The sequence below is a fragment of the Paenibacillus pini JCM 16418 genome (genome assembly GCF_000576305.1).
GTDB lineage: Bacteria > Bacillota > Bacilli > Paenibacillales > Paenibacillaceae > Paenibacillus_AQ > Paenibacillus_AQ pini.
This window is the reverse complement of sequence record NZ_BAVZ01000006.1, coordinates 200,542-224,023: the sequence shown is the minus strand read 5'-3', so window position 1 is coordinate 224,023 and position 23,482 is coordinate 200,542. Positions and strand designations below refer to the sequence as shown.

General features: G+C 43.2%; 22 protein-coding genes and 1 pseudogene. 4 read left to right on the top strand and 19 right to left on the bottom strand.

Translation table 11 applies throughout. The features are described 5' to 3' along the window. Positions 1-24 precede the first annotated feature (24 nt). Complete coding sequence (locus tag JCM16418_RS11375; protein ID WP_036648822.1) at positions 25-2,280, bottom strand: M56 family metallopeptidase; 2,256 nt, start codon at positions 2,278-2,280, stop codon at positions 25-27. Between the two features lie 11 nt (positions 2,281-2,291). Further along, positions 2,292-2,681 carry a BlaI/MecI/CopY family transcriptional regulator gene (locus JCM16418_RS11370; RefSeq protein WP_036648820.1) on the bottom strand — a complete coding sequence of 130 codons (390 nt, stop codon included), beginning with the start codon at positions 2,679-2,681 and terminating at the stop codon, positions 2,292-2,294. Positions 2,682-2,944: 263 nt separating this feature from the next. Between JCM16418_RS11370 and JCM16418_RS11365 the strand changes: the two genes are divergently transcribed. Together JCM16418_RS11365 and JCM16418_RS11360 are read left to right on the top strand one after the other, a co-directional pair. Then, entirely contained in the window at positions 2,945-4,096 is a 1,152-nt protein-coding gene (locus JCM16418_RS11365) for a YhgE/Pip domain-containing protein (RefSeq protein WP_052020214.1), read from the top strand. Between the two features lie 97 nt (positions 4,097-4,193). Further along, the gene (locus JCM16418_RS11360) at positions 4,194-4,718 is read left to right on the top strand and encodes a PadR family transcriptional regulator (RefSeq protein ID WP_036648817.1); all 525 of its coding nucleotides are present in this window, start codon (positions 4,194-4,196) and stop codon (positions 4,716-4,718) included. A 113-nt stretch (positions 4,719-4,831) separates the two neighbouring features. On the opposite strand, the gene JCM16418_RS11355 is transcribed toward JCM16418_RS11360, so the two are convergent. The 4 genes and pseudogenes from JCM16418_RS11355 to JCM16418_RS11340 all read right to left on the bottom strand — a co-directional run bounded on the left by JCM16418_RS11355 (position 4,832) and on the right by JCM16418_RS11340 (position 9,303). Next, positions 4,832-5,368 (bottom strand): VanZ family protein, encoded by a 537-nt coding sequence (locus JCM16418_RS11355; protein WP_052020213.1) that lies wholly within the window; start codon positions 5,366-5,368, stop codon positions 4,832-4,834. Positions 5,369-5,383: 15 nt separating this feature from the next. Further along, positions 5,384-6,249: pseudogene (locus tag JCM16418_RS11350) on the bottom strand (M15 family metallopeptidase). 175 nt (positions 6,250-6,424) lie between these two features. After that, positions 6,425-8,377 (bottom strand): beta-N-acetylhexosaminidase, encoded by a 1,953-nt coding sequence (locus tag JCM16418_RS11345; protein ID WP_036648928.1) that lies wholly within the window; start codon positions 8,375-8,377, stop codon positions 6,425-6,427. 170 nt (positions 8,378-8,547) lie between these two features. Then, positions 8,548-9,303 (bottom strand): uracil-DNA glycosylase family protein, encoded by a 756-nt coding sequence (locus tag JCM16418_RS11340; protein WP_036648815.1) that lies wholly within the window; start codon positions 9,301-9,303, stop codon positions 8,548-8,550. A gap of 70 nt (positions 9,304-9,373) precedes the next feature. Here JCM16418_RS11340 and JCM16418_RS11335 point away from each other — a divergent pair, with 70 nt between their 5' ends. Continuing rightward, positions 9,374-9,679, top strand: a complete 306-nt coding sequence (locus JCM16418_RS11335; RefSeq protein ID WP_036648813.1) for a DUF948 domain-containing protein — start codon at positions 9,374-9,376, stop codon at positions 9,677-9,679. Between the two features lie 170 nt (positions 9,680-9,849). Here JCM16418_RS11335 and JCM16418_RS11330 read toward each other — a convergent pair whose 3' ends face one another. The 6 genes from JCM16418_RS11330 to JCM16418_RS11305 form a co-directional block, all read right to left on the bottom strand. After that, positions 9,850-10,530, bottom strand: a complete 681-nt coding sequence (locus tag JCM16418_RS11330; RefSeq protein ID WP_036648925.1) for a TIGR00266 family protein — start codon at positions 10,528-10,530, stop codon at positions 9,850-9,852. Between the two features lie 106 nt (positions 10,531-10,636). Beyond that, complete coding sequence (locus JCM16418_RS11325) at positions 10,637-11,122, bottom strand: GyrI-like domain-containing protein (protein ID WP_036648811.1); 486 nt, start codon at positions 11,120-11,122, stop codon at positions 10,637-10,639. Between the two features lie 65 nt (positions 11,123-11,187). After that, positions 11,188-12,126 carry a helix-turn-helix transcriptional regulator gene (locus JCM16418_RS11320; RefSeq protein WP_036648809.1) on the bottom strand — a complete coding sequence of 313 codons (939 nt, stop codon included), beginning with the start codon at positions 12,124-12,126 and terminating at the stop codon, positions 11,188-11,190. A 27-nt stretch (positions 12,127-12,153) separates the two neighbouring features. Next, positions 12,154-13,407, bottom strand: coding sequence for a hypothetical protein (locus tag JCM16418_RS11315; protein ID WP_036648807.1), 1,254 nt, complete (start codon positions 13,405-13,407; stop codon positions 12,154-12,156). Beyond that, positions 13,391-14,500 (bottom strand): DUF58 domain-containing protein, encoded by a 1,110-nt coding sequence (locus tag JCM16418_RS11310; RefSeq protein WP_036648805.1) that lies wholly within the window; start codon positions 14,498-14,500, stop codon positions 13,391-13,393. The genes JCM16418_RS11315 and JCM16418_RS11310 overlap by 17 nt, the downstream gene beginning before the upstream one ends. Beyond that, positions 14,500-15,468: an AAA family ATPase gene (locus JCM16418_RS11305; RefSeq protein ID WP_036648803.1), complete on the bottom strand. Its 969-nt coding sequence runs from the start codon at positions 15,466-15,468 to the stop codon at positions 14,500-14,502. Before JCM16418_RS11305 ends, JCM16418_RS11310 begins: the two co-directional genes overlap by 1 nt. Positions 15,469-15,635: 167 nt before the next feature. Between JCM16418_RS11305 and JCM16418_RS11300 the strand changes: the two genes are divergently transcribed. After that, the gene (locus JCM16418_RS11300) at positions 15,636-15,998 is read left to right on the top strand and encodes a DUF423 domain-containing protein (protein ID WP_036648801.1); all 363 of its coding nucleotides are present in this window, start codon (positions 15,636-15,638) and stop codon (positions 15,996-15,998) included. Positions 15,999-16,086: 88 nt separating this feature from the next. Here the strand turns inward: JCM16418_RS11300 and JCM16418_RS11295 are convergent, their stop codons facing one another. The 7 genes from JCM16418_RS11295 to JCM16418_RS11265 all read right to left on the bottom strand — a co-directional run bounded on the left by JCM16418_RS11295 (position 16,087) and on the right by JCM16418_RS11265 (position 23,432). After that, positions 16,087-17,004, bottom strand: a complete 918-nt coding sequence (locus JCM16418_RS11295; RefSeq protein ID WP_036648799.1) for a TauD/TfdA dioxygenase family protein — start codon at positions 17,002-17,004, stop codon at positions 16,087-16,089. 39 nt (positions 17,005-17,043) lie between these two features. After that, positions 17,044-18,087 (bottom strand): aliphatic sulfonate ABC transporter substrate-binding protein, encoded by a 1,044-nt coding sequence (locus JCM16418_RS11290; protein WP_052020212.1) that lies wholly within the window; start codon positions 18,085-18,087, stop codon positions 17,044-17,046. A gap of 30 nt (positions 18,088-18,117) precedes the next feature. Next, entirely contained in the window at positions 18,118-19,041 is a 924-nt protein-coding gene (locus tag JCM16418_RS11285) for a TauD/TfdA dioxygenase family protein (protein WP_036648794.1), read from the bottom strand. A gap of 454 nt (positions 19,042-19,495) precedes the next feature. Beyond that, a complete protein-coding gene (gene rlmN / locus JCM16418_RS11280; RefSeq protein WP_036648792.1) occupies positions 19,496-20,584 on the bottom strand; it encodes a dual-specificity RNA methyltransferase RlmN in 1,089 nt (362 codons plus the stop codon). 192 nt (positions 20,585-20,776) lie between these two features. After that, positions 20,777-21,643: an alpha/beta fold hydrolase gene (locus JCM16418_RS11275; RefSeq protein ID WP_036648790.1), complete on the bottom strand. Its 867-nt coding sequence runs from the start codon at positions 21,641-21,643 to the stop codon at positions 20,777-20,779. An 8-nt stretch (positions 21,644-21,651) separates the two neighbouring features. Then, complete coding sequence (locus tag JCM16418_RS11270) at positions 21,652-22,206, bottom strand: guanylate kinase (protein WP_036648786.1); 555 nt, start codon at positions 22,204-22,206, stop codon at positions 21,652-21,654. Positions 22,207-22,382: 176 nt separating this feature from the next. Next, entirely contained in the window at positions 22,383-23,432 is a 1,050-nt protein-coding gene (locus JCM16418_RS11265) for an NAD(P)/FAD-dependent oxidoreductase (protein ID WP_036648784.1), read from the bottom strand. Positions 23,433-23,482: the final 50 nt, after the last annotated feature.

Genomic DNA, 23,482 nt, shown 5'->3' with positions numbered 1-23,482 from the left:
TGCTAGCGGCATATACAACCTCTATCATTTCAAATCTTTGATTGAGACGGGGCTCTGTTTCATTAGGAAAGATAAAATATTCTCCATTTCCTTACCTTGAAATTGATTTGCTTTTACAATGACTTGATAGCAGACGCTATGTTCTTTCCAAAAGTAACTTACCATATCAGAATCACTTGGTAGACTAGCTGAGCCGTCAATTTTATATTTCGCCGTTTGTAGAACTACTTGTCCGTCAATTTGTAATGGACTAAGCTTAACGATGTGCTTGTTCACATTAAATTTTGGAAATTGTGAGAAAACGACTTGCCCTGTCCTCTTCATTTCCTCGTACATACCTTGATCTTGTATTTGCATGAAAGATATGGACTTATTATCCTTTGCATTGAAACCTTCGCTGGAATAGTCTATGTATAGTAATCTTCGCTGATAATCCCTTTCGTCTGAAGGTGCATTAAAATTTCCCTTTAAAGTTACAGATGCAAGATCTATCTTCAGAGAACTTGGAAGTTTCTGTGGATATTTCGGTGTGAATCCTATACTTTTAGTAGCATACTCCAAGTCACCCGTATCATATATATACGCCTGCCAATTATGATTATTATCTACATAGCGATCTTGTAGTTTCTGATCAGGGTATGTCATCGATGCAATTACATCTTCTAATTCGCTATCGCTTAACGTATTGTCTCCTTTAACTTGATACTGCTGTTCTTCATCCATCCAAAGATAATAATATCGCTTAAGATTCCATTTAGGGAAAGATAAAGTGAGCTTTAGCACCTCGTGTCCCTTTATAATAATGGACTCTTTTTTCAAATCATAAGTTGTGATATCTTTCAAGTCTTTGCTTTCCAATTGTTCAATGTCTAAAACTGCATCTTCTAGTTTCTTACCGTTATGAAAAGCCCTCAAACTGAAGCTTGCATCACTACTATTCATACTCGTCCATCTCGTAAATTTAATCATTACTTGATCGCCAGTCTGTCCACGAAGCATACCATCAGTTAAATACACATTTTCAAACGTAAATCCTGGTGGCAACATACTTGGCACCTTAAACTTAAAGTTAGTTACTTCCACAGCCTTGGCAAGATTATCGTAGGTCCAGGTTGATTGATTACCAAGTAATACATTTTCTGATGAAGACCAAAATGGCTTACCCTCTTGCTTCTTCACAGCACTCTGCGCTTCAGTATTCACCGCATTCGTCAACGTGACCGTACCAATTAATACTAAACATATAATCGCAATGGCCGATAACTTATACGATCCCTTGCGGAATGATCTAATCATCTTCATCCTCCTTACCATTTGCTGTTCAGGACGATCACCTTGAAAATACAGGAGATTTGGACGATCTCTTTTGCCTGAAAATAGCTTAATAAACGTAATCATCGTCATGCCGTATGCTAGCGCCTCAGACTCCCCGAGTCTCTCTAATGTGTAGGCATCGCAAGCTAGCTCTCGGTCGGCCTTCATTCGTTTCACAACAATCCACATCACTGGGTTCATCCAATGAACGGCGAGTAGCAAGCTACCGAGCAAGTTCCATGCGACGTCTCTTCGCTTATAATGAGCCAGCTCGTGAGCAAAAATATGATGAAGCTGTGCTGCACTCAAATGCTTGTCCATGCCTTCAGGAACATAAATCCAAGGGCGGATTATCCCTGCAATATAAGGACTCTTCACATATCTTCCGCTGTATAATCGAATGGTTCTTCGAATGCTAAATTGTCCTCTACAGGAATCCAATATTTCCATTAGTCTTGGATCGGTTACCCGATGAAAAGTTCGAAAATTTCGCTGCATAACCACGCGATAAGCCGCTAAATATAACAGAATAGCGAGTACACCAGTAATCCAAATCAACGCTGCGAATTGGATATACCAAGGATATAGATTCTCTTTAGAACCCACCTTAGCGATTGCACGTTCCTCGGAGATCTGTGCATGCACATCTCCACCCGATGAAGGAGTCTTAGGTAACGGTTCTAGATTATAATTTTTTATCATAGGAGGATTTGGGACGTCCTGTGTGATCGAGGTAGTCGAAGCAGCCCCTTTCATCCAATCCAGCACATTAAACATACTCAAATGACTGCTAGGCAGAATAGGCATTACTAATCGCAACACAACAACGAACCATAATAAATAGCGAATACGCGGACTTAAACGACGTTTTAACAATGTTTGCACGAGCATCACAAGTAATGCTACTGCCCCAGCCATAAAGCTGGAGTAACAAAACCACATAAATACATTACTTAGAATTGTCATGGATTACCTCACTAAAGTTCGTTCTTCTTTTCTTTCTTTTCTAATAAAATTTGCTCTAACCGCTCGATTTCTTGTTCCGATAAATGTGCCTCTTCCAAGAAATTGGTCACCAGAATGGCCTCTGCGCCGCCAAACACTCTTTTTAAAAAAGACTGGCTCTCCGCCTGAACGCATTCTTTCTCAGATACCAGCGGATAATATAAATAACTTCGGCCAGATTTCTCATAACTGATCGCTTTTTTCTTCAAAAGCCTGTTTATAAACGTCCTTACCGTCTGATCACTCCATACAATGGTGTCAGGCAGCTCACTTAAAATTCGCTCTGCTGGAATGGGATGGTTGCCCCAAATCACTTTCATGATCTCCCATTCAGACTCTGATATTTTTGGAATGTATTTCAATGGATAAGTCTCCTTTATAAAAAAATATTAATTATTACACTTGTAATATAATCTATACATTTAACTATTACAAGTGTAAAACAAAATATTATTTAAAATATATTCAAAATCTCAAGACACATTTCTGCCTAATTTTCTGTGAATTAAATCACATTTATCTCTAAACATATTGACATGTATTTTTCTCAGGTGTATATTTCTAAAAGCCAATTACTTTAATTAGAGTAATTTAAGCAAATTATATTACACCGAGGGGAATCCAAGTGAAAAATATTGTTACATTTCTAAAAAACAAGTCAGTCATCGGCGGTATCACGATGGTGCTATTTTACCAAGTCGTATTTATATTAATTTTCATGACAGGATATAGTGCTATCCCTAAAAATATGAATGAATTATCCATTGCTATTGTTAATGAGGATCAAACATCAGGTAAAGAAATTTCAGCATCGCTTCAGAAGCAGCTTCCTTTTCATATCTCAACGCCAACTTCATTAGACCAAGCTAAGAAGGATCTGGATGATCGCGAAATTCACATGATTATTCATATTCCACAAGACTTCACACAGCAGTTGTCTAAGCAAGATGGTAAAGGAAAGATGGATTTCTTCGTCAATCAATCTAACCCTGCAATGGTCACAAGCACCATGCAATCCGTTATCACACAAATTACAACGAACATGAATCAGCAGTTTGCCGTTCAAACCGCAGAAGGTATTCTAAAAGGAGCTCATGTTCCAGATGATCAAGCGAAACAACTGGCTGCAAGCATTCCAGCGAAACTTGATGCTAATATTGTAGACAGCAACCCAACACCACCAGGTATGCATAATCAGATGGCGCCTTTCTTCCTATCCATGGTCAGCTATGTAGGTGCTATGATTTTCTCCATGATGATGGTTGGTGCTATGAATGCTCTCAAAGGTAAAATGGGACTATGGCAAGCTTTCTGGGCATCTCATGCTACAACTGCAATCGTAGCTTTGCTTGCTCCACTCGTTGGACTTGGCATCTATTTCTTGGTTCAGGGCGGTTATGGGCCAGCCATTTTTGTAAAAGTATGGTTAACTCATTCACTTGAATTATTTGCAGCCATTGAGTTTATGTCCATTTTCAGTTTATTATTAAAAGACAAAGCTATTTTTGCTAATATTACACTCATGCTTATTCAAACGATCAGCAGTGGCGCTGTCATGTCACAAAGCGTAATGCCTGGCTTCTACAGAGCACTAAGTCATGTCTCCATTATGTTCTATACTGTTCAGACCGACTTGAGTCTCTTCTTCGGAGGCGGTAAGCTTGGTGAACATTTGACCGGTTTAATTATTCTGGCATTAGCTTTCACTGTAATTGTCGCACTGTCATTTGCTTTCGTATCCCCTAAAGAGGATAGAGCTCTAAAACAAACAGCTTAATCACTTTATTTAGAACGTAGCAATACATGTATAAAAAGCCCGCCAATTCCATGTGGAGTTGGCAGGCTTTTATCATGATCTCAGGAGGGCCGATTCCATGTCACTTCAAATCTTTATTTTAGGAGTCCTATACAGCGGAAACCACCATCCATACGACATCAAGAAGATGTTCAAGAAAGATAATCTAGAAGATATTCATACTATTACCGATGGTACCCTGTACTACAATTTTGACGTGTTGCTCAAGAAAGAGTGCATCGAGAAGATTTCTGTCACTCGTGATGTAAACCGTCCCGAGAAGACAACATACGGCATAACCGATAAGGGCCGTGAAACGTTGCAGCAGGGCATTTATAACAGCTTCAAACAGCTCAAAGATATCCCGTCCCTTTACTCCCCCACGATCTTCCTGAAATATGTTGATAAGAACAAGGTAGCCTTCCTTATTGAAGAGGGTATTGAGAAGTTCCAAGGACAACTTGAACGAAATCTCCTGGAATGGGAAGTCATACAACACGAAGCACCCCAATCGGCTCATCTCATTCAAGAACATGTCCTAAATCAGAAGAGGCTCGAACTGGACTGGTTAAAGAAATTGCTCGCTTACGTGCAAACGCTTTAGTTCATAATGAAAACAGACGAGTGTGGCCAACATGATTGCCGTTGACTATTCTCGTCTATTTGCTGTTACTCTTCAGGATTAATAAGTATTTCATTAGACCATATTTAGTAATTTTAATGCCCAACTTGTGGTTCTCTCTTCTCTTTGGTCTTCGCAACCCGCACCTCACTACGTCCGAAACTAAATATGGTATACAAAACATACCCCAGCAGAGCACCCGATGTATTCAAGATTAAATCATCCACATCAAAGGTTCCCATAGATAGCACGAGCTGAGCAGTTTCCAAACTGAGACTGAAGAGCACAGCGACCAGCATCACGTTGAAAAACATCTTTCTATTTCCAAAAAGGAGAGGTAGCAGTATACCAAGTGGCATAAATATAGCAATATTTCCGACTAAATTAACCATTCTAGTACGAGTCATATTGGAGAATCCATCTGAAATTTCATGGAAAGGAACCAAATTCGCTCGATCCTGTAGCTGCCTCAAGATATGACCTGGACTATCCAAGTTCATCATCAACTGACTGAACATGAACCCCGCATCCACATGTCCGAACTTAAATAAAATAATTTTGATTACAATATATAAATACATGATTAAAAGCATACCCACCACTGCTGGTTTAATCATTTTTGTCGCTTTCATTTGCGGTTGCCTCCTTTAATCCGATACGGTTAGAATGATGCCGTCCATGTTATCTCCTGAAATCGTATAATGTTTATTCTTCGGCACCTTAACCGAATGGCTTCCTTTATTCGGATAATACGTAATTTCATATGCTGTACCATTCCACTCCATGGTTTGATGGCTTTGCTGCTTCACATCTTCCAAGTACTCCTCCAGCGATAAATTACGTTCATGCATCATTACACTATGCGGTAAGCCAACATATCTGAGATGCCAAGCTCATACTTAATGCCTGTTATCTGTACCTTATCCTCTGGATATCGCACGACAAAACCATACTCCCATGCATGTTCTTTGAGCCACTCGCCTTCTGGCGCTTTGCTCATCTTCATTAGACTGGAACCGATATCCATGGATAACCCTAAATTATGTTCACTAGCCCCAGCGGGCATAGCAATATCCTTACCCTTTTCAAGAAAAAGTTCATTCTGCTTATCATGATCACGGTATCCACTACTAATTAGAAAATGGTCTACTCCATCCTGCTTCGCGGCATCCACGACCTGTAACCATTTACGTGCAATATCCTCCGATAACTGAATACTTGCATCGAGTAGTCCATAGCCCTGTACCAGCTCTTTATGATTAAATAATTTCACAATGTCAGATTGAATAGCTTCATCTTGGACGGGATAGTCCGGGCTGATCAGAAGCAGATTTCCTTGATGCACCTGATTCTTTGACCATTTAATTATGCCTTTAGAGCTATCTATATCTTCTACATTCGAAGTCTCTTTCTTTATTCTTTCATCTTTTGAGTTTGAATCTCCATCCTGATTGTGGAATACCTTTAATCCTAATAACAATAGGATGATAAACAAAAAAAACCACTTCTTCATGTCCCATATCCTCCTCAACACCTCGTAGCATAAGGATAAACGACATTGTTTAAAAAGAAGTGGATTAATTCTTAAGAATTATAAAGATAAACGAATTCCATCTATATCATATAGATATAACGAATGTACACAAAAAGGGAAGAGTCGCATGAACGATTCTTCCCTTTGTTTGTTATCAGAACGGGTTGATTACGTGGAAAAATACGTTAGGTGATGCCATTCGGTAATAATAACTGCACCAGCCTGCACCCTTATTCGCGAATCGGTTGCTCGTACTATATAGAAGACGCTCTTGTTCCAACTCTTCAATATGTCCGATGCGTCCCTCAACAAAATCGAGTATGCGTTCGGATGCTGTGTCTAAACGACTCACGACACCGCCATAACGGATATCAATGACCTCCCAGCCAAATGGCTTAAACATCCGTAACCACTGTCTGCGGTGAGCTGCTCTAAGCTCCTTCACTGACCCTGATATTATGGGTAGTTCTTCTATAGCGATGCGTTTTAAGGTGGTTATGTCGTTAGCATCATACGCCTGTTTAAGCTGGATACCTAGTTCACTCTTGGATTTAAGTACGGCACATAGTTTCTCAGGAACTTCAAAGACATAATCCAGTTCAGCTTCGTGATCACGTCTACTGCGAATCTGCTCTTCTAATTTGGCATAATGCGCATTCATGCCGAGTTCTTCCGTCTGTTTGTCGAAGAGTCCTAACAATACATCCTGATACAAAAGAAATTTAGAAGGATTACTTTGCTTCTGATTATTTAGTTCGCTTCCCGGTGTTTCATCTAAATATTTAAGCTGAAGGAAGGCCTCTGCCTCAATGCCTGTGCAGAACTTAACCCGCTCAGCCAGCCATTCCTGACTTGGCGTATCCACTGCGTAAGCATGCTCTGCATAGAACTGCAGCCCAAGCAACGCAATATATGGATTACTCTCCATACCATCGTCGCCCCACATGGTCGCGTATACCTCGCGGATACCTTCCCTTTTGCATACTTTTAGTGCTGCATCCGTTGCATGAAGCGACAATCCATAGTTCACACCAAACGTGTTGAACACCCAAACAGCGCCAGCGAACACCAGATTACAGCCGAGCGGCCTATGCTTCTGAATCAGACTCTCATATTCTCGTTCCTCCATATGGACATAATCCCAATACACCATATCCACATCTTTTGGGATACGGGCAGCCATATCCTCTGGAATTTCCGTATCTGCATCATAATGCTCGCTGCCACTTTCAGAAGCAAGCTTCAAAAACATATCGCTCCACATCATGGCCTTCAGCCCCATGCGGCGCGTAATCGCGAGCACTTTATCCAGATGCGCAGTCATAATATCAAACCGACTTACGTACCCGTTCTGATCTAGATACTTACCGCGACCCAGCTCTTCAGCCTCATCCATACCGATATGAATCTTGCGACTGCGAAACGGCGCACTTATGGACTGAATCATTTGCTCCACAAGTCGATCTGTCCGTTCATCTCCAACAAGCAGAGCACCCTTCGTATCCTTATAATGTTTCACCGGTTCCCATTTCAGGAATTCCTCCAGATGTGCAAGCGTCTGAATACTTGGAAAAGCTTCAATTCCGAATTGATCTGCATAATCATCAATGGATTTCAATTCCGCCTGTGTATAACGACCTCGCATGTATCCAAAGTACGGCTCTCCACTGATTTCATAGGTTTCTTCTAAATACAGCATTACCGTATTCAGACCCATAAGGGCCATCTTACGAAGCATTTCTTGGAAGCTACTTACAGTTAGAACAGCATTACGTGATAAATCAAACATCGGTCCAATCGTATCAAACTGTTGTTTTTCTCTAATTTCAAACGCTTGCGTGCCGCGAGCACTCTGCACATGTTGTACAAGTAGCCCTATTCCACGAAAAAACTGATGCTTTTGAGTATAACGTATGTAAGCATTACGCTCTCCTTGTTGACCTGCTTCTAATGTTACTACTAGATCCGTCTCACCTTGATTCGCATGTTGCTCTACATGAATAATTAGATCCTTTTCTTCTGTTGCTTCAGTGATTCTAAGGTCGTTCATAAGTTCTAAAATACCTGCTCGTACAGATGTCAGATCTCCTTCGAATTGCACCTTCATTCTCATATTCCCCCACCTATTTTTGATTGGTTATGACGAAAGGCCACCTACGAACATCGAAAGCGGACAGTTTCAACTTAAGGCCACGTGTAGTGAACGAATAGCAAATTTTCACTGCCCTTATTATAGGCGATTTGTGATGATAGATGGGAACGTTTTCCTTATAAAATTCAATGTTTTCTATATTTCTGTTTGAGGATTTGCTGCATATCGGTCTTGTGATCTGCAAACTGCTTATGTCGATGTCCATTCGCACCCGATGGATGTGGAAATCCCCATAGACATGTAGCTGATGTAAGCTGCCCATGCTCATTCATAGGTATACTTCTCAGCAGTGCCTCCACGGTTTTGCCAAGTGGAACAATGAGTGGATTGTGGAAATATTGTAGCTCTTCCTCTATAGAAGTGAGGGCAGTGCTACGAAGGAAGGAATTATTCATTAGCGAGGGATGGGCACCAGAATAATTCTGACTTCCTAAGAAGACGGGATATTTCAATAGCGAGGTGGTGTGCAGCAATTGCTGACCTTCATTGAACAGCTCTTTACTGTTACGGATTTGAAGATATTGGGGAAGTCCCAGTTCATCTAACATCTGAATTAAATTGGACTGCATGGAACCAGCGAATCGCGCCTTTTCCTTAGTCCGTCTGCAAATTTCCTCCACAGATCGTCCCTGTGACAGCCCCTCTATTGCCTCCTCCATAGCAATCCGCATTTGTGTCCACCCCGGCGTTATCCCGATGATTACGACCTCTGCCGACGGATTGATATATTCATTATGGGGCGCGTAATACATAGTTAGTTGTTCATTACGTTCCACCACAAATGAGTCTACAAGCAGGTCTGTCTTCATTAATTCCCGATTAGATGGCAATGATTTCATTGCTGGTGCGTATTTACTGAAGAGGTTGTTGCTGATCAGCATCGATTTTCTTACCTCCAAGGCATATTCAGATAACTTGTACATATGATGGTTACAAAAGGAGGGGTATCCCATGTCCATTCAACTAAGTGTTACATTAATAGCGATAGCTTTTGCTTGTCTTGCCTTCTACGGAATTATGGCCTTACGTAAAACAATGGGCTCGTTGGACGAGACCAATAAGACACTAGCTGAAGTTCGGTCTGCCGTACATAATTTATCGTATGAAGCGACTGGACTTGTTCATAGTGCTACGCAAATTACGGCCGATGTCAAAGGCAAAATGAAAGCAGTTAATCCCATTATTGAATCCGCACATGATGTAGCGAAGCACTCCATTCCGTTGCCAACACCGTCAAACAGGCCGCAGCGCAGTTAGGCCCAGGTTCTACTCCTGCTTCTGAGCCGATTAAACATAAAGTGAACATAAAGGTGAAATAGAGGAGAATAAGCTTATCCTCCTATTATCGTTGCACAGAAGCTCATTTCCTATAATTCTCTATTAAAAAAGGCTCTTCTCATACCCATGAGAAAAGCCTTTACTCTATGTTAACGACCTGCAGGTATAAATTGTTTAATCCAATTTGCAAAGCTGCCTGGATTACGGCTCTGTATAAGCACGACGCCTTCGCCTCGGAACCTGCATACCAGACCTTCTCCACTCGTGACACTGGACAACCATCCCTTGGAGGCTTTCTCGATGGAGTAATCAACATAATCAGGCCACGCCACCAAGTGAGCATTATCAATAATTCTTTCTTCTCCAGCCGCCAAGTTAATAGCATGGATCGATCCATAGGAGGAAAGAAATACAGTCCCTTTACCACTAATTTCAATAATAAAGAAACCTTCGCCCGAGAATAAACCCTTCATCAGATTCTGCATCTTGGTGTTGACCTCAATGCCATCCGTAGCTGCTAGGAAACCATCTTTTTGCACAAATAATCGGTACGAACCGTCCAATTCAACAGCTTGTACATCGCCGATGCTAGCCGGAGCAAGCAACACCTCAGCAGGCCCTCGGACCGCATTTAATTCTTGGAAAAAGAACTTTTCGCCGCTCAGCATCCGTCCGAGTCCACGCATAACTCCGCCATCAATGGTTCCTTTTAAATCGATGGTCGGAGACATCGAAACCATAGCACCCATCTCTGCTTTGACCATTTCTCCGCGGTTCAATTGAACCTTTAGCATGGCAAAAGCGCCTTCGTACAATACCTCATAATTCATCATTTCACCTAACTTCCCACTCGTAATAGGATCATAAAATGACCATAACATACTTCGGAGAATTTCGGCAGGATTTTCGGCAGACATCTCGTATATTCGCTAGTATTTATTCTTTTACAGCTATATAAATCTGAACCTCTGCATCCTGTGGATCAAAATAACGAGCATCATATAATTCAAAATCACCCGTATATGCACGCTCCACATCTGAGGTTTCGAAAAACGCCCATATCTCCTGCCACGCTTCCACAACAACCTCAAACACGGGTCCTCTTTTTGTCTTAAACATCATATACTTCGCATCCGGTACAACAGCTTGAATCAGTTCCTCCGGCAATACACTCGAGTTACTTGGTCTTTCATGTCCAATAAGAACGGTATACGCCCCAGATGCATCACTCTCGTAATCTGTATACAGACAATAGATTAAATGAGGATTATGAAACTCCATTTCAGAAGAGAGATTACGCTGAAAATATGCCTCCCATAGAGACCCCATTTTTCCGTTTGGACCAGCTTCCTCTGCGTTTGTCGTTCTTGCTCCGAGACCTACAAGCTCTAGTCCTGATCGCTTAACAAAGGTATTATTCATCGTTAACTCCCCATTTCCTTAATATGTAACCTTAGTATAAAGGGGTAACATGGACATCTGTCTGTCTAGTTGTTATAGAGATAAATAATTTGTTTTGCGCGCTTGACCACTTCTTCTGCTGCCCAATTTGGCTCCTCAATCTTCACATGTTCACCGTAGCTCATAATCATGCCAAAGAACCACTCATCCTTTGTAAATTGACCCTGAACTCGAAGACAACCATCCTCTAGCGAGGTTATTTGATCGGGGTGAAAAGAATCGCGAACTCGGTGGCGCACCTCTTGCGAGAATCGAAGCGTCATCATCGTTAAACTCTGCTTAGACCACACGGATTCCCAAGCATATCCATTCAGTGTGGGTGTATTTCGCCTCTCGAATGATTGAGGCGTGATCTTAATAACTTGAATTCGTGACAAACGGAAGACGCGAAAATCCTCCCTCAGCGTGCAAAAAGCCTGCAAATACCACTGATTCCCCTTCAAAATTAAAACGGCGGGTTCAACCGTGCGTTCACTTTCCGTTCCGTTCATATTTGTATAAGAGATACTCACTTTCTGCCTCTGCTCGATCGCATTCTTTAGTAAGCTTACTTTGCCCTTCGCTGACGGACTAAGTCCCCAGGGATTGAAGTCGAACATCATCCCTTCCCCTTGTTCTTCCCAGTGGGTACGATCGGATTTACTTAATAGAGCTTGGACCTTCTCTAATAAACTGGCAAATGTCTGATCGTCCAGAGCTGTACTGATACCCTTCACTGCCGCAAAAATAGTAGAGATCTCACCTAGCGTCAAAAGTTGACGGTTCATCGTGTAATGATCCATAATCTCAAACCCGCCTGCGGTTCCCTGATATGCTGCAATCGGAATTCCCGCTTGGCATAGGGTCTCAATATCCCGATAAACCGTTTTGGTCGATACCTCGAATCGCTCTGCAAGCTCCCGTGCACTAACCCGTCCCCGGTTTAGCAGTAGCACCGTCATAGCCAGTATCCTGTCAATCTTCACTACATGTTACCTCCCATGTTAACCCTTCTACCTGCCATAACGGGCATCATTGTAGTTTTTAATTAGCCTCTCTACCTTTTCAGGAGACAGCTCTGTATAGCTCTCACCCGTAACGAGTCTGGCCCCATTCTCCGCCGGAGTCCTACTCGCTCGGTATGCATACCCCCGCTGTATAGCGCGGCGGATCATGGACTCATAGGCGCGGCGCGGATCGTTTCCGTTATACTCAGGTTCCCTCCGCTTTATCCTTGATTTCCTAGGCTTCGGAGAAATCCGCTCTATTTCATCTACAAATAGATCCGACTCCATATTGTCGCTGTTTTGCCTTATAGAGCGAAGCAGTCCAATTCGTTGTGATATTCGCTGAATCCATTGTTGAAGACGACTTGGAAGCCACCGTCTAATGAGTTTGTACAAAAGTATAACAATAATGACTGCCACTGCCAAAATCACTATGCCTGCAAGAGCATCGGTGATGATGCGCAGCCAAAGCGGCTGCCCTGCATCTTGTCCCATATCGCCCCAATCCAGCATGTCTGATTGCTCTGGAGCAGCTTTGGGGACTGCGTCAAATTGGCCACCCATATATTGAAGTATGCGGAGTATAAGCCCCCTAAGGGCAACAAGCACCACTCCAAGCTTGCTCCAAGTGCTAAGTAGCGCAATCACAAGAATAACAAGCCATGTCATCCAGCGATTTGCAAATAGAATGCGACCTAAGAGCATGCGGTCGGTCTGTTCCTGATATGAAGCATTTCGTACATGTCCGCTGTTCAGACGAAGTAGAAAGGTAAATAAGGTAATCATAGAAAATCCGTATAGCGTGAACCGATAGGGATGAAGGGCTCCTACCTTAGAAGCAGCGATATATAGTACAAGTGCCGCCCCCATACTAATCATAGGTAATGGCCATGAAATCAACTGCCATAATTGCTTGCGCCCAGCGAGAAGCCCTCTGGCAGCTACAGCAAGTAACAAGACTACGAAAAATATAGACAGGATCTGAAATCCAAATAAGACGGCTGGGAGAATGATTGCCAAGATAATCAGCGACACAGCTGCAATTCTTGTTCTGTCCCCACGCACTTGTCTTATACCAATCAGCGTCCCACAGATATGATATATCCACAGCAATACTAACAGTATCAACGGCTGAGTATGTAGCACATAGAGGGAGAGTAAAAGTACAAAAGGATAGACGGCAGCGACTTCAAGTAGAGAGAATCCGATCACGGTTGGCCATGTCCGGCTAATATCATGTAATTCATCCTTGTTGCGCATATTTCTCCTCCTTCCAAGCAGCCATATCGGCAATCATGACACGATGTCCTTGCATTTCCAACTGCACAATGGACTGTTTCATCAGATCAGATACATGGGCGGTAACAAGCAAGTAGTCCATCTTCTGAGCATGTTCACGCTCCGCTTCAATACGTAAAAATTCATGGAATGATAATCTTGATTTCATCTCTAGAGCAGACATTGCTTCTAGTACTGCCTCCAAATGAGGAGTACCATAGTCTGGTTCAACTCTTGCCAACTGCTCCTGATCTAACAAGGAATGAGCATTATGACCAAAGCCTATAGCCATGCCCTGATGGATCAGCGATGCAGCACAAGTAGCTGCGTAGGATAATGCCGATTCAACGATCTCCGGTCTTGTCACAACGTTCCACATCTGCTCAGATACTTCAATATTCAGACAGATCATCGCACGTGGGTCAGCCGAATATCCATTCTGGTGCACCTGAAGCTCCCCAGCTCTTGCACTCGCATTCCAATGAATGCGGTTCATCGAATCACCTGGAGCATAATTTCTTATACCTGTAATGAGAAAAGGATCTTCTACAATCCAACGCCGCACCGCAAGTTCACCTTGCCAAGTCCTCCAAGACGCAGGAAGTTCATCTTCTCCTAGCAGCGCCGGATATACGACAAGTCTTTTGCTAAGCTTTATTTGTCGAGTCTGAAAATATAATGCAAACAGATCGCCACTAGTCATTGTGGCGGAATCCATTTGGTAGATTCCACGTCCTCTGCACTGAATCTGATGCGTACGAGTGATCCGGCTCCGGGGAGGGAGTGTGAACAAACTCGTATGATTCTGATAGATATCGCCTTTGCTAATCCAGGTCTCTTTACTTCGCTTAAAAGATAGGGATGAGGGCATCATCGCCTCCAAACGCAGCCATGGTACGGGTATCGGCTTAGCGTTCTCAATGACCTCGACCATCTCAATTCGGTCCCCCACATAGCAGGATTCGCTATTAAAATGACGCTCATATGTTATTTTCTTAAGAGATCCTTTACCCAGCACATATCCCTGCAATGTTATAACAGCTCCGCAGGCAAGAAGCAGCCACAGGATAGCCATTATTTCACGCTACTTTCCAGTCCCTCTTCACTTGGAACAGGAATTTGTTCCAGCACCTCATGCAACATACGTTCAGCGGGACTACCTAACGTTTCATAACGCTTCTTCAAAACGAGTCGGTGAGCGCATACAGGGATAAATAAATGCTTAATATCATCAGGTAATACGTATTCCCTGCCCTGTATCGCAGCATAGGACTGGGCAGCTCGAAGCAATGCCTGCGTTCCCCTTGGACTAATGCCCAGTGTGATATCTGAATGCTTCCGTGTAGCTTCAGCTAGAGCAACGATATACACAAGAAGATCCTCGCTAATTTGCACCTGCGAGCACAAATGCTGCGCTTCAAGCACTTCCTCCGGCGTTGCCACAGATTCAGCCCGCCCTGAATGTAAGCCACCCGCTCCCGCTGTCCGCATAAGTATCTCCTTGCCCTCTATAGCGGATGGATAACCAAGTTTCATACGGATCATGAACCGATCCATCTGGGCTTCTGGTAGCGGAAATGTGCCCTGATGATCAACTGGATTCTGCGTCGCCATGACCATGAAATGTTTTTCCAATGCCATCGTTTCTCCATCTATACTAATCTGCCGTTCTTCCATACATTCAAGCAAACTCGATTGGGTACGCGGAGTTGCACGGTTAATCTCATCGGCCAGAATCAAACGTGAGAATAGGGGGCCTGGACGAAAGTGAAATTCGCCATCCTTTTGATTATAAAAATGGATACCCGTCAGATCTGAAGGTAGCAAATCCGGGGTAAATTGTATCCGCTGGAAACTCAGGCTTAGGGATGCAGCCAAACTTTTTGCAAGCATGGTCTTGCCTGTACCTGGCACATCTTCAAGCAGTACATGTCCCGAAGCAAGTAGCGCTGTTAGCAGCAGTTCTACTTCATCATCCTTGCCTACGATAACCTTGCCGATATTTTCTTTCAGTTTCAACGTTAACGCTCGAACGCTTTGCATATGGGTTCCCCTACCTCTTCTGCCGCAGCATTTTAGTAATATATTAATTGAAGCGCTTGCAATGAATGCTTCTATTCTAGCAAACTTATACCATTTTTTTCAAAAAATATACCCATCAATTGACGTTACTACCTGCAATCGGTAGTATTGCTGTGGAGGCGATAAACATGAATACGTTACTACTGCTCGGGGGAATTATGATGTTCCTTGCGGTCGCATTGGGGGCCTTCGGGGCTCACGCACTTAAGAATAAACTATCAGAGGATCAATTAAAGGTATATCAGACGGGCATCCAGTATCATATGGCGCACGGGCTAGGATTGCTAATTCTAGGTTTGATTTCCAAACAGCTAGACAACAGCTCGCTTGTCATTCTTGCTGGGTGGTTTCTGTTTGCTGGCATTATTCTGTTCTCAGGTAGTTTATACGCTTTAAGTCTCACAGGTATTCGCAAACTGGGTGCCATAACCCCTCTTGGAGGCGTTATGTTCTTAGTTGGTTGGGTACTCGTCGTCGTTGCCGCAGTTTAGCTACATATTTCATAAGAAAAGGACTGACGGCGGTTTAGCCATCAGTCCTTTTTCTTTCTTCATTTTGAAATTTTGAAAAGAACAACTTTTATATAGCCTCTGGTGTATCCTCCGCTTGCGCGGGCTCAGGCTTAATCGTCACACTTTGACGTCCATCAACGCCGAATGGAATATCACCAGCAATCGTAACCCGGCGCACAACACGATGCTCACTTCCGTAGTCGTTAATCGCATAATGCTGTGTTGCACGGTTATCCCAAATAACGACATCGCCTACCTTCCAGCTCCAGCGAACTGTATTCTCAAGACGAGTCACATGATCCTGCAAAATGGATAACAATCGTGCTGAATCATCCGGTTTGAACCCGACAATACGCTTTACAAAGCTTCCAAGCAGTAGATTCTTCTCTCCTGTCTCTGGGTGGACTCGAACCAGCGGATGCTCCGTCTCATAGACCGTAGATTCAAACTGCTTCCGGTATTTCAGAAACGCTGGGTCATTTCTAAGCTTCTGATTATAAGCAAAACTCGCATAATCAAAAGCATTCGTATGTTCAGCACGTAGCTTATCTACTAATTCTCGCAGCTCCTCGGGTAAATCAAGATAAGCCGATGCCGTATTTGCCCATACGGTGTCTCCTCCAGCCGCTGGAATGACCACTGAACGTAACACAGAAGCCTTCGGATAGGCCGCAACGAATGAGATATCCGTATGCCACGAGTTAGCACGTCCGCCATGCTCGGAATCTAGCTCCAATACAGCACTGGTTCCGCTCTTCACGGGTACCGTTGGATGTGAATACAATTGCCCAAGACGTTTAGCGAACGCTTCCTGAGAAGCATCGTCAAGATGCTGCTGTCCTCTGAAGAATAATACTTTATATTTCAGCAGCGCCTCTTCAATCGCTTGGATCGTACCCAAGTCAAGGTCTCCCGATAAATGAATATCCTTAATGACGGCCCCAATGCGTCCAGCCACAGGTGCAATTTTAAGTGCTTTACTCATTTTCTATTCCTCCCTTGAATTTTAATTCATTAGTGTTTCTTATTTCAGCGCCTCTTTGATAAACGTGTCGTTGACTGCATCCTTAAATGTAATCTTATTCTTTATAAATCCATTCTCTAACAGAACTTCACTTGTTAACTGCTGTTCATCTAGCGCATCTTGTGTATAAGGAGATAATATAGGCTTATTCTTCCCGACAATCGTCTTAATCGTATCCACAGGTACCTTGGTCTTTTCGCTAAAAATTTGAGCTGACTCATCCAAATGGGCAGTTTCCCAGTCTGTTGCCTTTTTGAACACTCGCAGATATGTAATGACAAGTTCGGGATGCTCTTTGGCAAACTCCGTATGAGCAATCATTGAATTTGGTGCAAGAATGGGATGATCAATTGGTAACACCCTTGCCTTCTTTGCTGCTACATTTATCGTGGCGTAGGGATCCCATACCACCCATGCGTCGAGCTTCCCACTGTCAAAAGCAGCCTGCCCATCATCGGGTTGTAAGTTGATTACATTCACATCAGCAAGAGTCAGCCCCCTACTTTTAAGTACTTTAATTAAGTACACGTGGCCGACGGTTCCCTTCGTTGCACCCACTGTTTTTCCTTTGAGATCCTCTATCTTTTGAATTGGACTATTCGGAGGAACCAGTATGGAGACGGAACCCTTGCCTTCTGAGATCAACGAAATAACCTCAAAAGGTAAATGGTTAGCTATACCCGAAATGACAGCCCCATCCCCAAGGAATGATAAATCCACTCTTCCCGCGGATAACGCTTCGAGTAGCGGCGGGCCACTTGGAAATTCGCTCCACTTCACTTCTGCATTCTGCTTCTTGAATTCTTCCTCAAACCAGCCTTTCTCCTTAGCGATACTCAGCGGGCTTATCTTGCCGTTAATGGCGATATTCACTTTAACCGGTGCACCTGATGCAGCTGCTTTATCTCCGCCCGATGCCGTGTTCGACTTCGAATCATTACCTTGATTACTGCATCCTACAATCAGCAATATGACTGCTGCCAGCAATATGCTAAACAGCACCATTCTTCGTTTATTTACCGAATTACGTGTTGGTTTACTCATATTTATAGCCCCTCAGCAAGTGGATTTGGGTTACTCTGGCAAATCTCCCTCAATTGAAATTCGTTCCGCGATGCGGCGATTAGGATAATAATCAGATACTGCATAATGCTGAGTTGCTCTATTATCCCAAAACGCGACTGAATTCTTTTCCCAGTGAAATCTCACTTGGTATTCGGGTACATGTGCCTGCTTGAACAAATATTGCAGCAGCTTCTCACTTTCCTCCGCCTCAAGGCCAATAATGCGTACAGTAAAAGCAGCGTTAACAAAGAGTGTTTTTCGGCCTGTCTCTGGATGTATACGTACAACGGGATGCTCCGCAGCAGGGTACTCTTCTTGCTTCGCTACTAACTGCTCCGGAGTTAGTCCCCGTCCGAAACTACCCGTGAAATCATGTATTGCCGTCAGGCCATCAATTTGCACCTTCACCTCTTCTGGCAAATTATCATATGCCGCTGCCATATCCGCCCACAGGGTATCTCCCCCTTGCGGTGGAACCTCAGATAATCGAAGTACGGAACCCAGAGCAGGCTTCAACCGCCATGTCACATCGGTATGCCACGTATTCTCCATGCCAATGGCCTTCTCATTTTTCTCAAAACGCGTCACTTCCTCCACACTTCCTTGCGGCAGGAATGGATGTCTCTCAATGCCACCCCATAGGCGGGCAAACGCAAGCTGTTCCGCACTACTGATATTCTGATTCCGGAAGAAGATGACCTTCCATTCGAGAAATGCTCGGTGTAGCTCCTCTTTCAGCTCTGGAGGAATCGGCTTACCTAAATCGACTCCATCAATTTCCGCTCCAATAATCGGACTTAATGGCTTTAATCTAAACAAGGTGTAAGGGCGATCCTGAACGCCCTCCGGCAATCTTTGAAGTAGATGCGCTCCTACTTTATGCTCTCTCTTGGGAATATAACTACGTGATAAATAAGTGGCTACTTGTGACATCATGATTCATCTCCCTTTTCATGAATAATTCGTTATAATAACTAACTTAACAGACCTGTATAATCGGATTTAACGCAAGCCAACCCCCTTTTTCTCATAAAATAGGTACAAAAAAAGATCCAACGTTCAGCAAGGTAGCTGTACATTGAATCTCCGGATATCCAGTCGATTCGAATATGAAAACACTTTGGAAGGTCTTTATCATCATCTTGTGCCAAATAATACCAACAGTCATATTGAGTTGTCAACCATTTTTTGTAATTTAATTACAGGCATACTCATGTACAATTCACGTCAAATAATAACCGACTATGTATTCCCACTAGTTATTTAGATGACACCATCGCGGTTAAATTGGTGCTAAATCGTCTGAATGATAAGGATCGTCGTAATGAGCCTAACGAGACAACAAAAACCCCTAAAACATAACATTCTAGGGGGCTAGATACTCCATTTAGTTTACTGCTGGACTAAGCTCATCCTCGGCAGACTTTTTAATCTGTTTGCTTCGCAATTGTCCACAAGCTGCGTCAATATCCGTTCCATGCTCAAGACGCTTACTAACACTTATACCCTGCTTCTTCAAAATATCATAGAACGCTCGTACCGATTCATTTGCGCTTCTCTGATACTGGCTATGCTCATCCACCGGGTTATACGGAATCAGGTTCACGTTCACGAGGTTACGGCGACTCTGCATCAGCTCTGCAAGTTCAAGTGCATGTTCAATACGGTCATTGACATCTCTCAGGAGAATATATTCAATCGTAATCCGGCGATTCGATTTCTCTAAATAATAATCAATCGCAGGCATCAACTTCTCTAACGGGTACGCACGATTTATTTTCATAATTTGGGTTCGAAGCTCATTATTAGGAGCATGCAATGAAATCGCCAAGTTTACCTTTAACTCGCGATCTGCAAACTCTATAATTTTAGGCGCTAGCCCACTCGTGGACACGGTAATATGTCTTCCCGCAATCGCAAGTCCTTTGCGATCCTTAATCACTTCTAAGAAATCGACCATGTTAGTGAAGTTATCGAAAGGCTCACCAATTCCCATAACCACGACGTGACTGACATGCTCGCCCTTGCCAGCTAGATCTAAGTCATGCTGAACCTCCATAATTTGCTCCACAATTTCGCCAGCCGATAGATCGCGGCTCTTGGCAATTAGCCCACTTGCGCAGAAGCTGCAACCAATATTACAGCCAACTTGTGTCGTTACACATACGGACAAGCCATATTTCTGTCTCATCAGTACAGTCTCAATTAAACTGTCATCCTTCAGCTTAAACAGATATTTAATCGTTCCATCAGCAGATTCCTGCTTCACATGCTCCTGTAAAGTATGCATGATAAAGTGATCGGCTAATAGCTGTACACATTCTGGATTAACATCATTCATCTCAGAGAACGACTTCACCCGCTTCGTATACAGCCAATCCCAAACCTGTGATGCGCGGAATTTCTTGTGCCCATAAGGGAGCAGCCAAGCCGTCAATTGTTCAAACGTTAGTCCATATATAGATTGTTTATTCATTCATTTATCCTCTTTTCAAAACTATAAAATACAGTTCAAGTCTACTTACTAAGCCAAAGCTCCAACTATTATTGTCCCAAAGTTTTTTTATTAAAACAAGGGGGCATCTGCTTCCGTTATTTGTCTTCCGACATTTTCTGCAAAATAAAAACGCCATCACCGGCGTTTCGTACTTTCATGCTTATGATTTTACTATGTCTCACCTAGAAATTGTAGTGAAAGTTCGTTCACACGATCCGCCTGCTCTATCGTTAGCGCATGACTTGCTTCTGGAATCAGGTAACTCTTCAGATGGCTTATTCTACTCTTAGCAGCGAGAATAGCTTTATTCGGAGAATAAATGACCTCCCGACCACCAACAAGTAAAAGAGTTGGCACATGAAAGTTCGCAAATTCATCCTCAGAAATAACAGAAGGCATCAGACGTTGAAGTGGTTTAGCTGTCTTATAACCGGCCAGTATTTGGTTTCGAAACACAGGATGCAGCGGCTGATTATTTCCCGAAAACCACAGAAATGCTTTGTCAATGGATTGATCGGTATGAAATAGAAGTGCAGGGTATATTTTCATGATGAAACGTAGACTCACTCGCGTAAATGCTCCTGCTGGGGCGTAGAGCAGTAGCTTAGATATCCTTTCTGGATAAGCGAGTGCAAAATTCATGGCCATGAACCCGCCCATGGAGTGTCCCGCCATATCGGTCTTTTCAATCTCTAAAGCATACAGCACTTCATATAACCATTTGTTAGCTTCTTCCCTCGTCTTGATGTGATGCTCCGATTTGCTTTTGCCAAAGTCACCGACCGAATCAATAGCATACACACAGCGCTGCCCGCACAATGCCTTCATATTCGGATACCACATCGTCGAGCTCATCGTCATCCCATGTAATAGTACTAGGGGTGGTTTATCTCGGTCCCCATAGATTAACACGTGGGTCTCTCCAAAGGATGTATGAATTCGCCTTGACTCTCCAGCCATACCAAAAAGCACTAGCGTCTGGTCATACTGTCTGTCATATTCATCTTTTGCAGCTTCATTTTTAAAAAGAGATTTCATGTTGTGACCTACCCTTTCCTATTCGTGAGCCCCTCTCGGAGGAATTCCACAATGGTGTCCATATTTCCACGGTTCTCATCTGTATTATTCATAATGATGTCGCAGTCGGATAATGCCTCGATTTCCACTTCAAATGAGCTCAGGCGCTCTTCTACTTCCTCAGCACGTTGTGCGCGAGCTAATAAACGGTCCTCACAATCCTTCCTGCTGGCCTTAACACCAATCCATAGCACCCGATCGCGGAATAGATGCTTGATTTTTCTGGCGCCCGCATCATCCATAATAATCGACCGTATTTCTGATTTATCAATGACATCTTGGATAATCTGTGTGGAAGTTCCATATAGATTTCCGTGATATTCCGTCATTTCAATCATGTCGCCTTGTTCATACATCTGCTGGAGTTCAGCTCTTGTCTTAAAATAATAATCTACTCCATCCATCTCGCCCGTACGAGGCGTGCGTGAAGTGCATGTAATAATTCGGGGTATGCCTAGCTCAGATTGCACCCAGCTCTTTCCTGAGGCACTAGGACCTTGTAGTACAACAAGTGATAAAGACATAATAACCTCCATAACATAGGCTCAAAACATAAACAATCTTATTCTTATTCGTATTCGTATTCGTATTTCCATTCACTATATAATCTTTTGAAGTTATTTCACAGTCACCATTCATTCATCCAACGAAAAATAAACCCCGTACATGGCGTACAGGGTTTATTGCGTATCTAAATTCTTTATCGCATGAGTTGTTTCACAAGCTCGCGATTACGATTCTTGAATAACTCATTATGCGAGGACACCATAGCGACCTTACTCGCTTCAGGCTGAATGTACAGCTTGGCTTTGTTTACGGCATTGGCTGCATCCTGGAAGGCACCTGCGATGAGATGTACCTTGCCCTCGTGATTTAGGATATCTCCTGCCGCATACAGACCCTCGATGGACGATTCACTAGCTGCGCTACCCGCAATATAATAATCGTCTGCAACCTGGATATCCAGCTCACTATTTGCAAGTAATGTCATGTCGCGTTCATATCCGTGATTAATGATCACCTCATCAATAGGTAGATATGTAACCTCGCCAGTTTCATGATTCGTCAGGGCCACATGCTCAATTGCATCATGGCTCGCAGAAGCAATCAGCTTGGTAATTGAGGTGTTGAAATAACAGACCACCGAGCTATTCTTCAGCTGTGTCGCCTGAGCTTCATGCCCAGCCAAGTCGTCTTTTCTATATGTAAGATACACTGTCCCAGCAATGGACTCTAATTCATTGGCCCAATCAATCGCTGAGTTGCCGCCGCCCGATATAATAACCGTCTTATCCTTGAAACGTTTCAGGGATTTCACGGTGTAATTTAAATTAGATACTTCATAGCGTTCTGCGCCTTCGATCTTGAGCTTTTGAGGATTTAGTATGCCCCCGCCTACGGCTACAATGACTGTTTTAGAGTAATGCTTCTGACCTGAAGATCCTTCTAATATAAAGATACCTTCTGCATTCCGAGTAATGGATTCAACTTTCTCATTCAAGACAACTTCTGGATTAAAGGTTAATCCTTGCTCCACAAGCTTCTCAATAAGTTGCTCTCCCGGAAGTGGCGTATGTCCGCCTACATCCCAAATCATCTTCTCCGGGTATACATGAATCTTGCCGCCGAGCTGTGGTTGATACTCAATAATCTTCGTCTTCATTTCACGAAGTCCACTATAAAAAGCAGAGTACAGTCCTGCCGGACCTCCTCCAATTACCGTCACGTCATAACATTCCAGTTCATTCATTGTACATTCACTCCCTGCAATCAACTGTGATTGATTATCATTCTCAATTA

Bases quoted from the DNA above. Each gene is read 5' to 3' on its own strand.
- JCM16418_RS11375 (WP_036648822.1), bottom strand. From the start codon at position 2,280: ATGACAATTCTAAGTAATGTATTTATGTGGTTTTGTTACTCCAGCTTT.
- JCM16418_RS11285 (WP_036648794.1), bottom strand. From the start codon at position 19,041: ATGTCACAAGTAGCCACTTATTTATCACGTAGTTATATTCCCAAGAGA.
- JCM16418_RS11295 (WP_036648799.1), bottom strand. From the start codon at position 17,004: ATGAGTAAAGCACTTAAAATTGCACCTGTGGCTGGACGCATTGGGGCC.
- JCM16418_RS11360 (WP_036648817.1), top strand. From the start codon at position 4,194: ATGTCACTTCAAATCTTTATTTTAGGAGTCCTATACAGCGGAAACCAC.
- JCM16418_RS11340 (WP_036648815.1), bottom strand. From the start codon at position 9,303: ATGCTGATCAGCAACAACCTCTTCAGTAAATACGCACCAGCAATGAAA.
- JCM16418_RS11305 (WP_036648803.1), bottom strand. From the start codon at position 15,468: ATGCAAAGCGTTCGAGCGTTAACGTTGAAACTGAAAGAAAATATCGGC.
- JCM16418_RS11325 (WP_036648811.1), bottom strand. From the start codon at position 11,122: ATGAATAATACCTTTGTTAAGCGATCAGGACTAGAGCTTGTAGGTCTC.
- JCM16418_RS11315 (WP_036648807.1), bottom strand. From the start codon at position 13,407: ATGCGCAACAAGGATGAATTACATGATATTAGCCGGACATGGCCAACC.
- JCM16418_RS11310 (WP_036648805.1), bottom strand. From the start codon at position 14,500: ATGGCTATCCTGTGGCTGCTTCTTGCCTGCGGAGCTGTTATAACATTG.
- JCM16418_RS11330 (WP_036648925.1), bottom strand. From the start codon at position 10,530: ATGAATTATGAGGTATTGTACGAAGGCGCTTTTGCCATGCTAAAGGTT.
- rlmN (WP_036648792.1), bottom strand. From the start codon at position 20,584: ATGAATAAACAATCTATATATGGACTAACGTTTGAACAATTGACGGCT.
- JCM16418_RS11265 (WP_036648784.1), bottom strand. From the start codon at position 23,432: ATGAATGAACTGGAATGTTATGACGTGACGGTAATTGGAGGAGGTCCG.
- JCM16418_RS11290 (WP_052020212.1), bottom strand. From the start codon at position 18,087: ATGAGTAAACCAACACGTAATTCGGTAAATAAACGAAGAATGGTGCTG.
- JCM16418_RS11270 (WP_036648786.1), bottom strand. From the start codon at position 22,206: ATGTCTTTATCACTTGTTGTACTACAAGGTCCTAGTGCCTCAGGAAAG.
- JCM16418_RS11300 (WP_036648801.1), top strand. From the start codon at position 15,636: ATGAATACGTTACTACTGCTCGGGGGAATTATGATGTTCCTTGCGGTC.
- JCM16418_RS11345 (WP_036648928.1), bottom strand. From the start codon at position 8,377: ATGAAGGTGCAATTCGAAGGAGATCTGACATCTGTACGAGCAGGTATT.
- JCM16418_RS11355 (WP_052020213.1), bottom strand. From the start codon at position 5,368: ATGAAAGCGACAAAAATGATTAAACCAGCAGTGGTGGGTATGCTTTTA.
- JCM16418_RS11335 (WP_036648813.1), top strand. From the start codon at position 9,374: ATGTCCATTCAACTAAGTGTTACATTAATAGCGATAGCTTTTGCTTGT.
- JCM16418_RS11275 (WP_036648790.1), bottom strand. From the start codon at position 21,643: ATGAAATCTCTTTTTAAAAATGAAGCTGCAAAAGATGAATATGACAGA.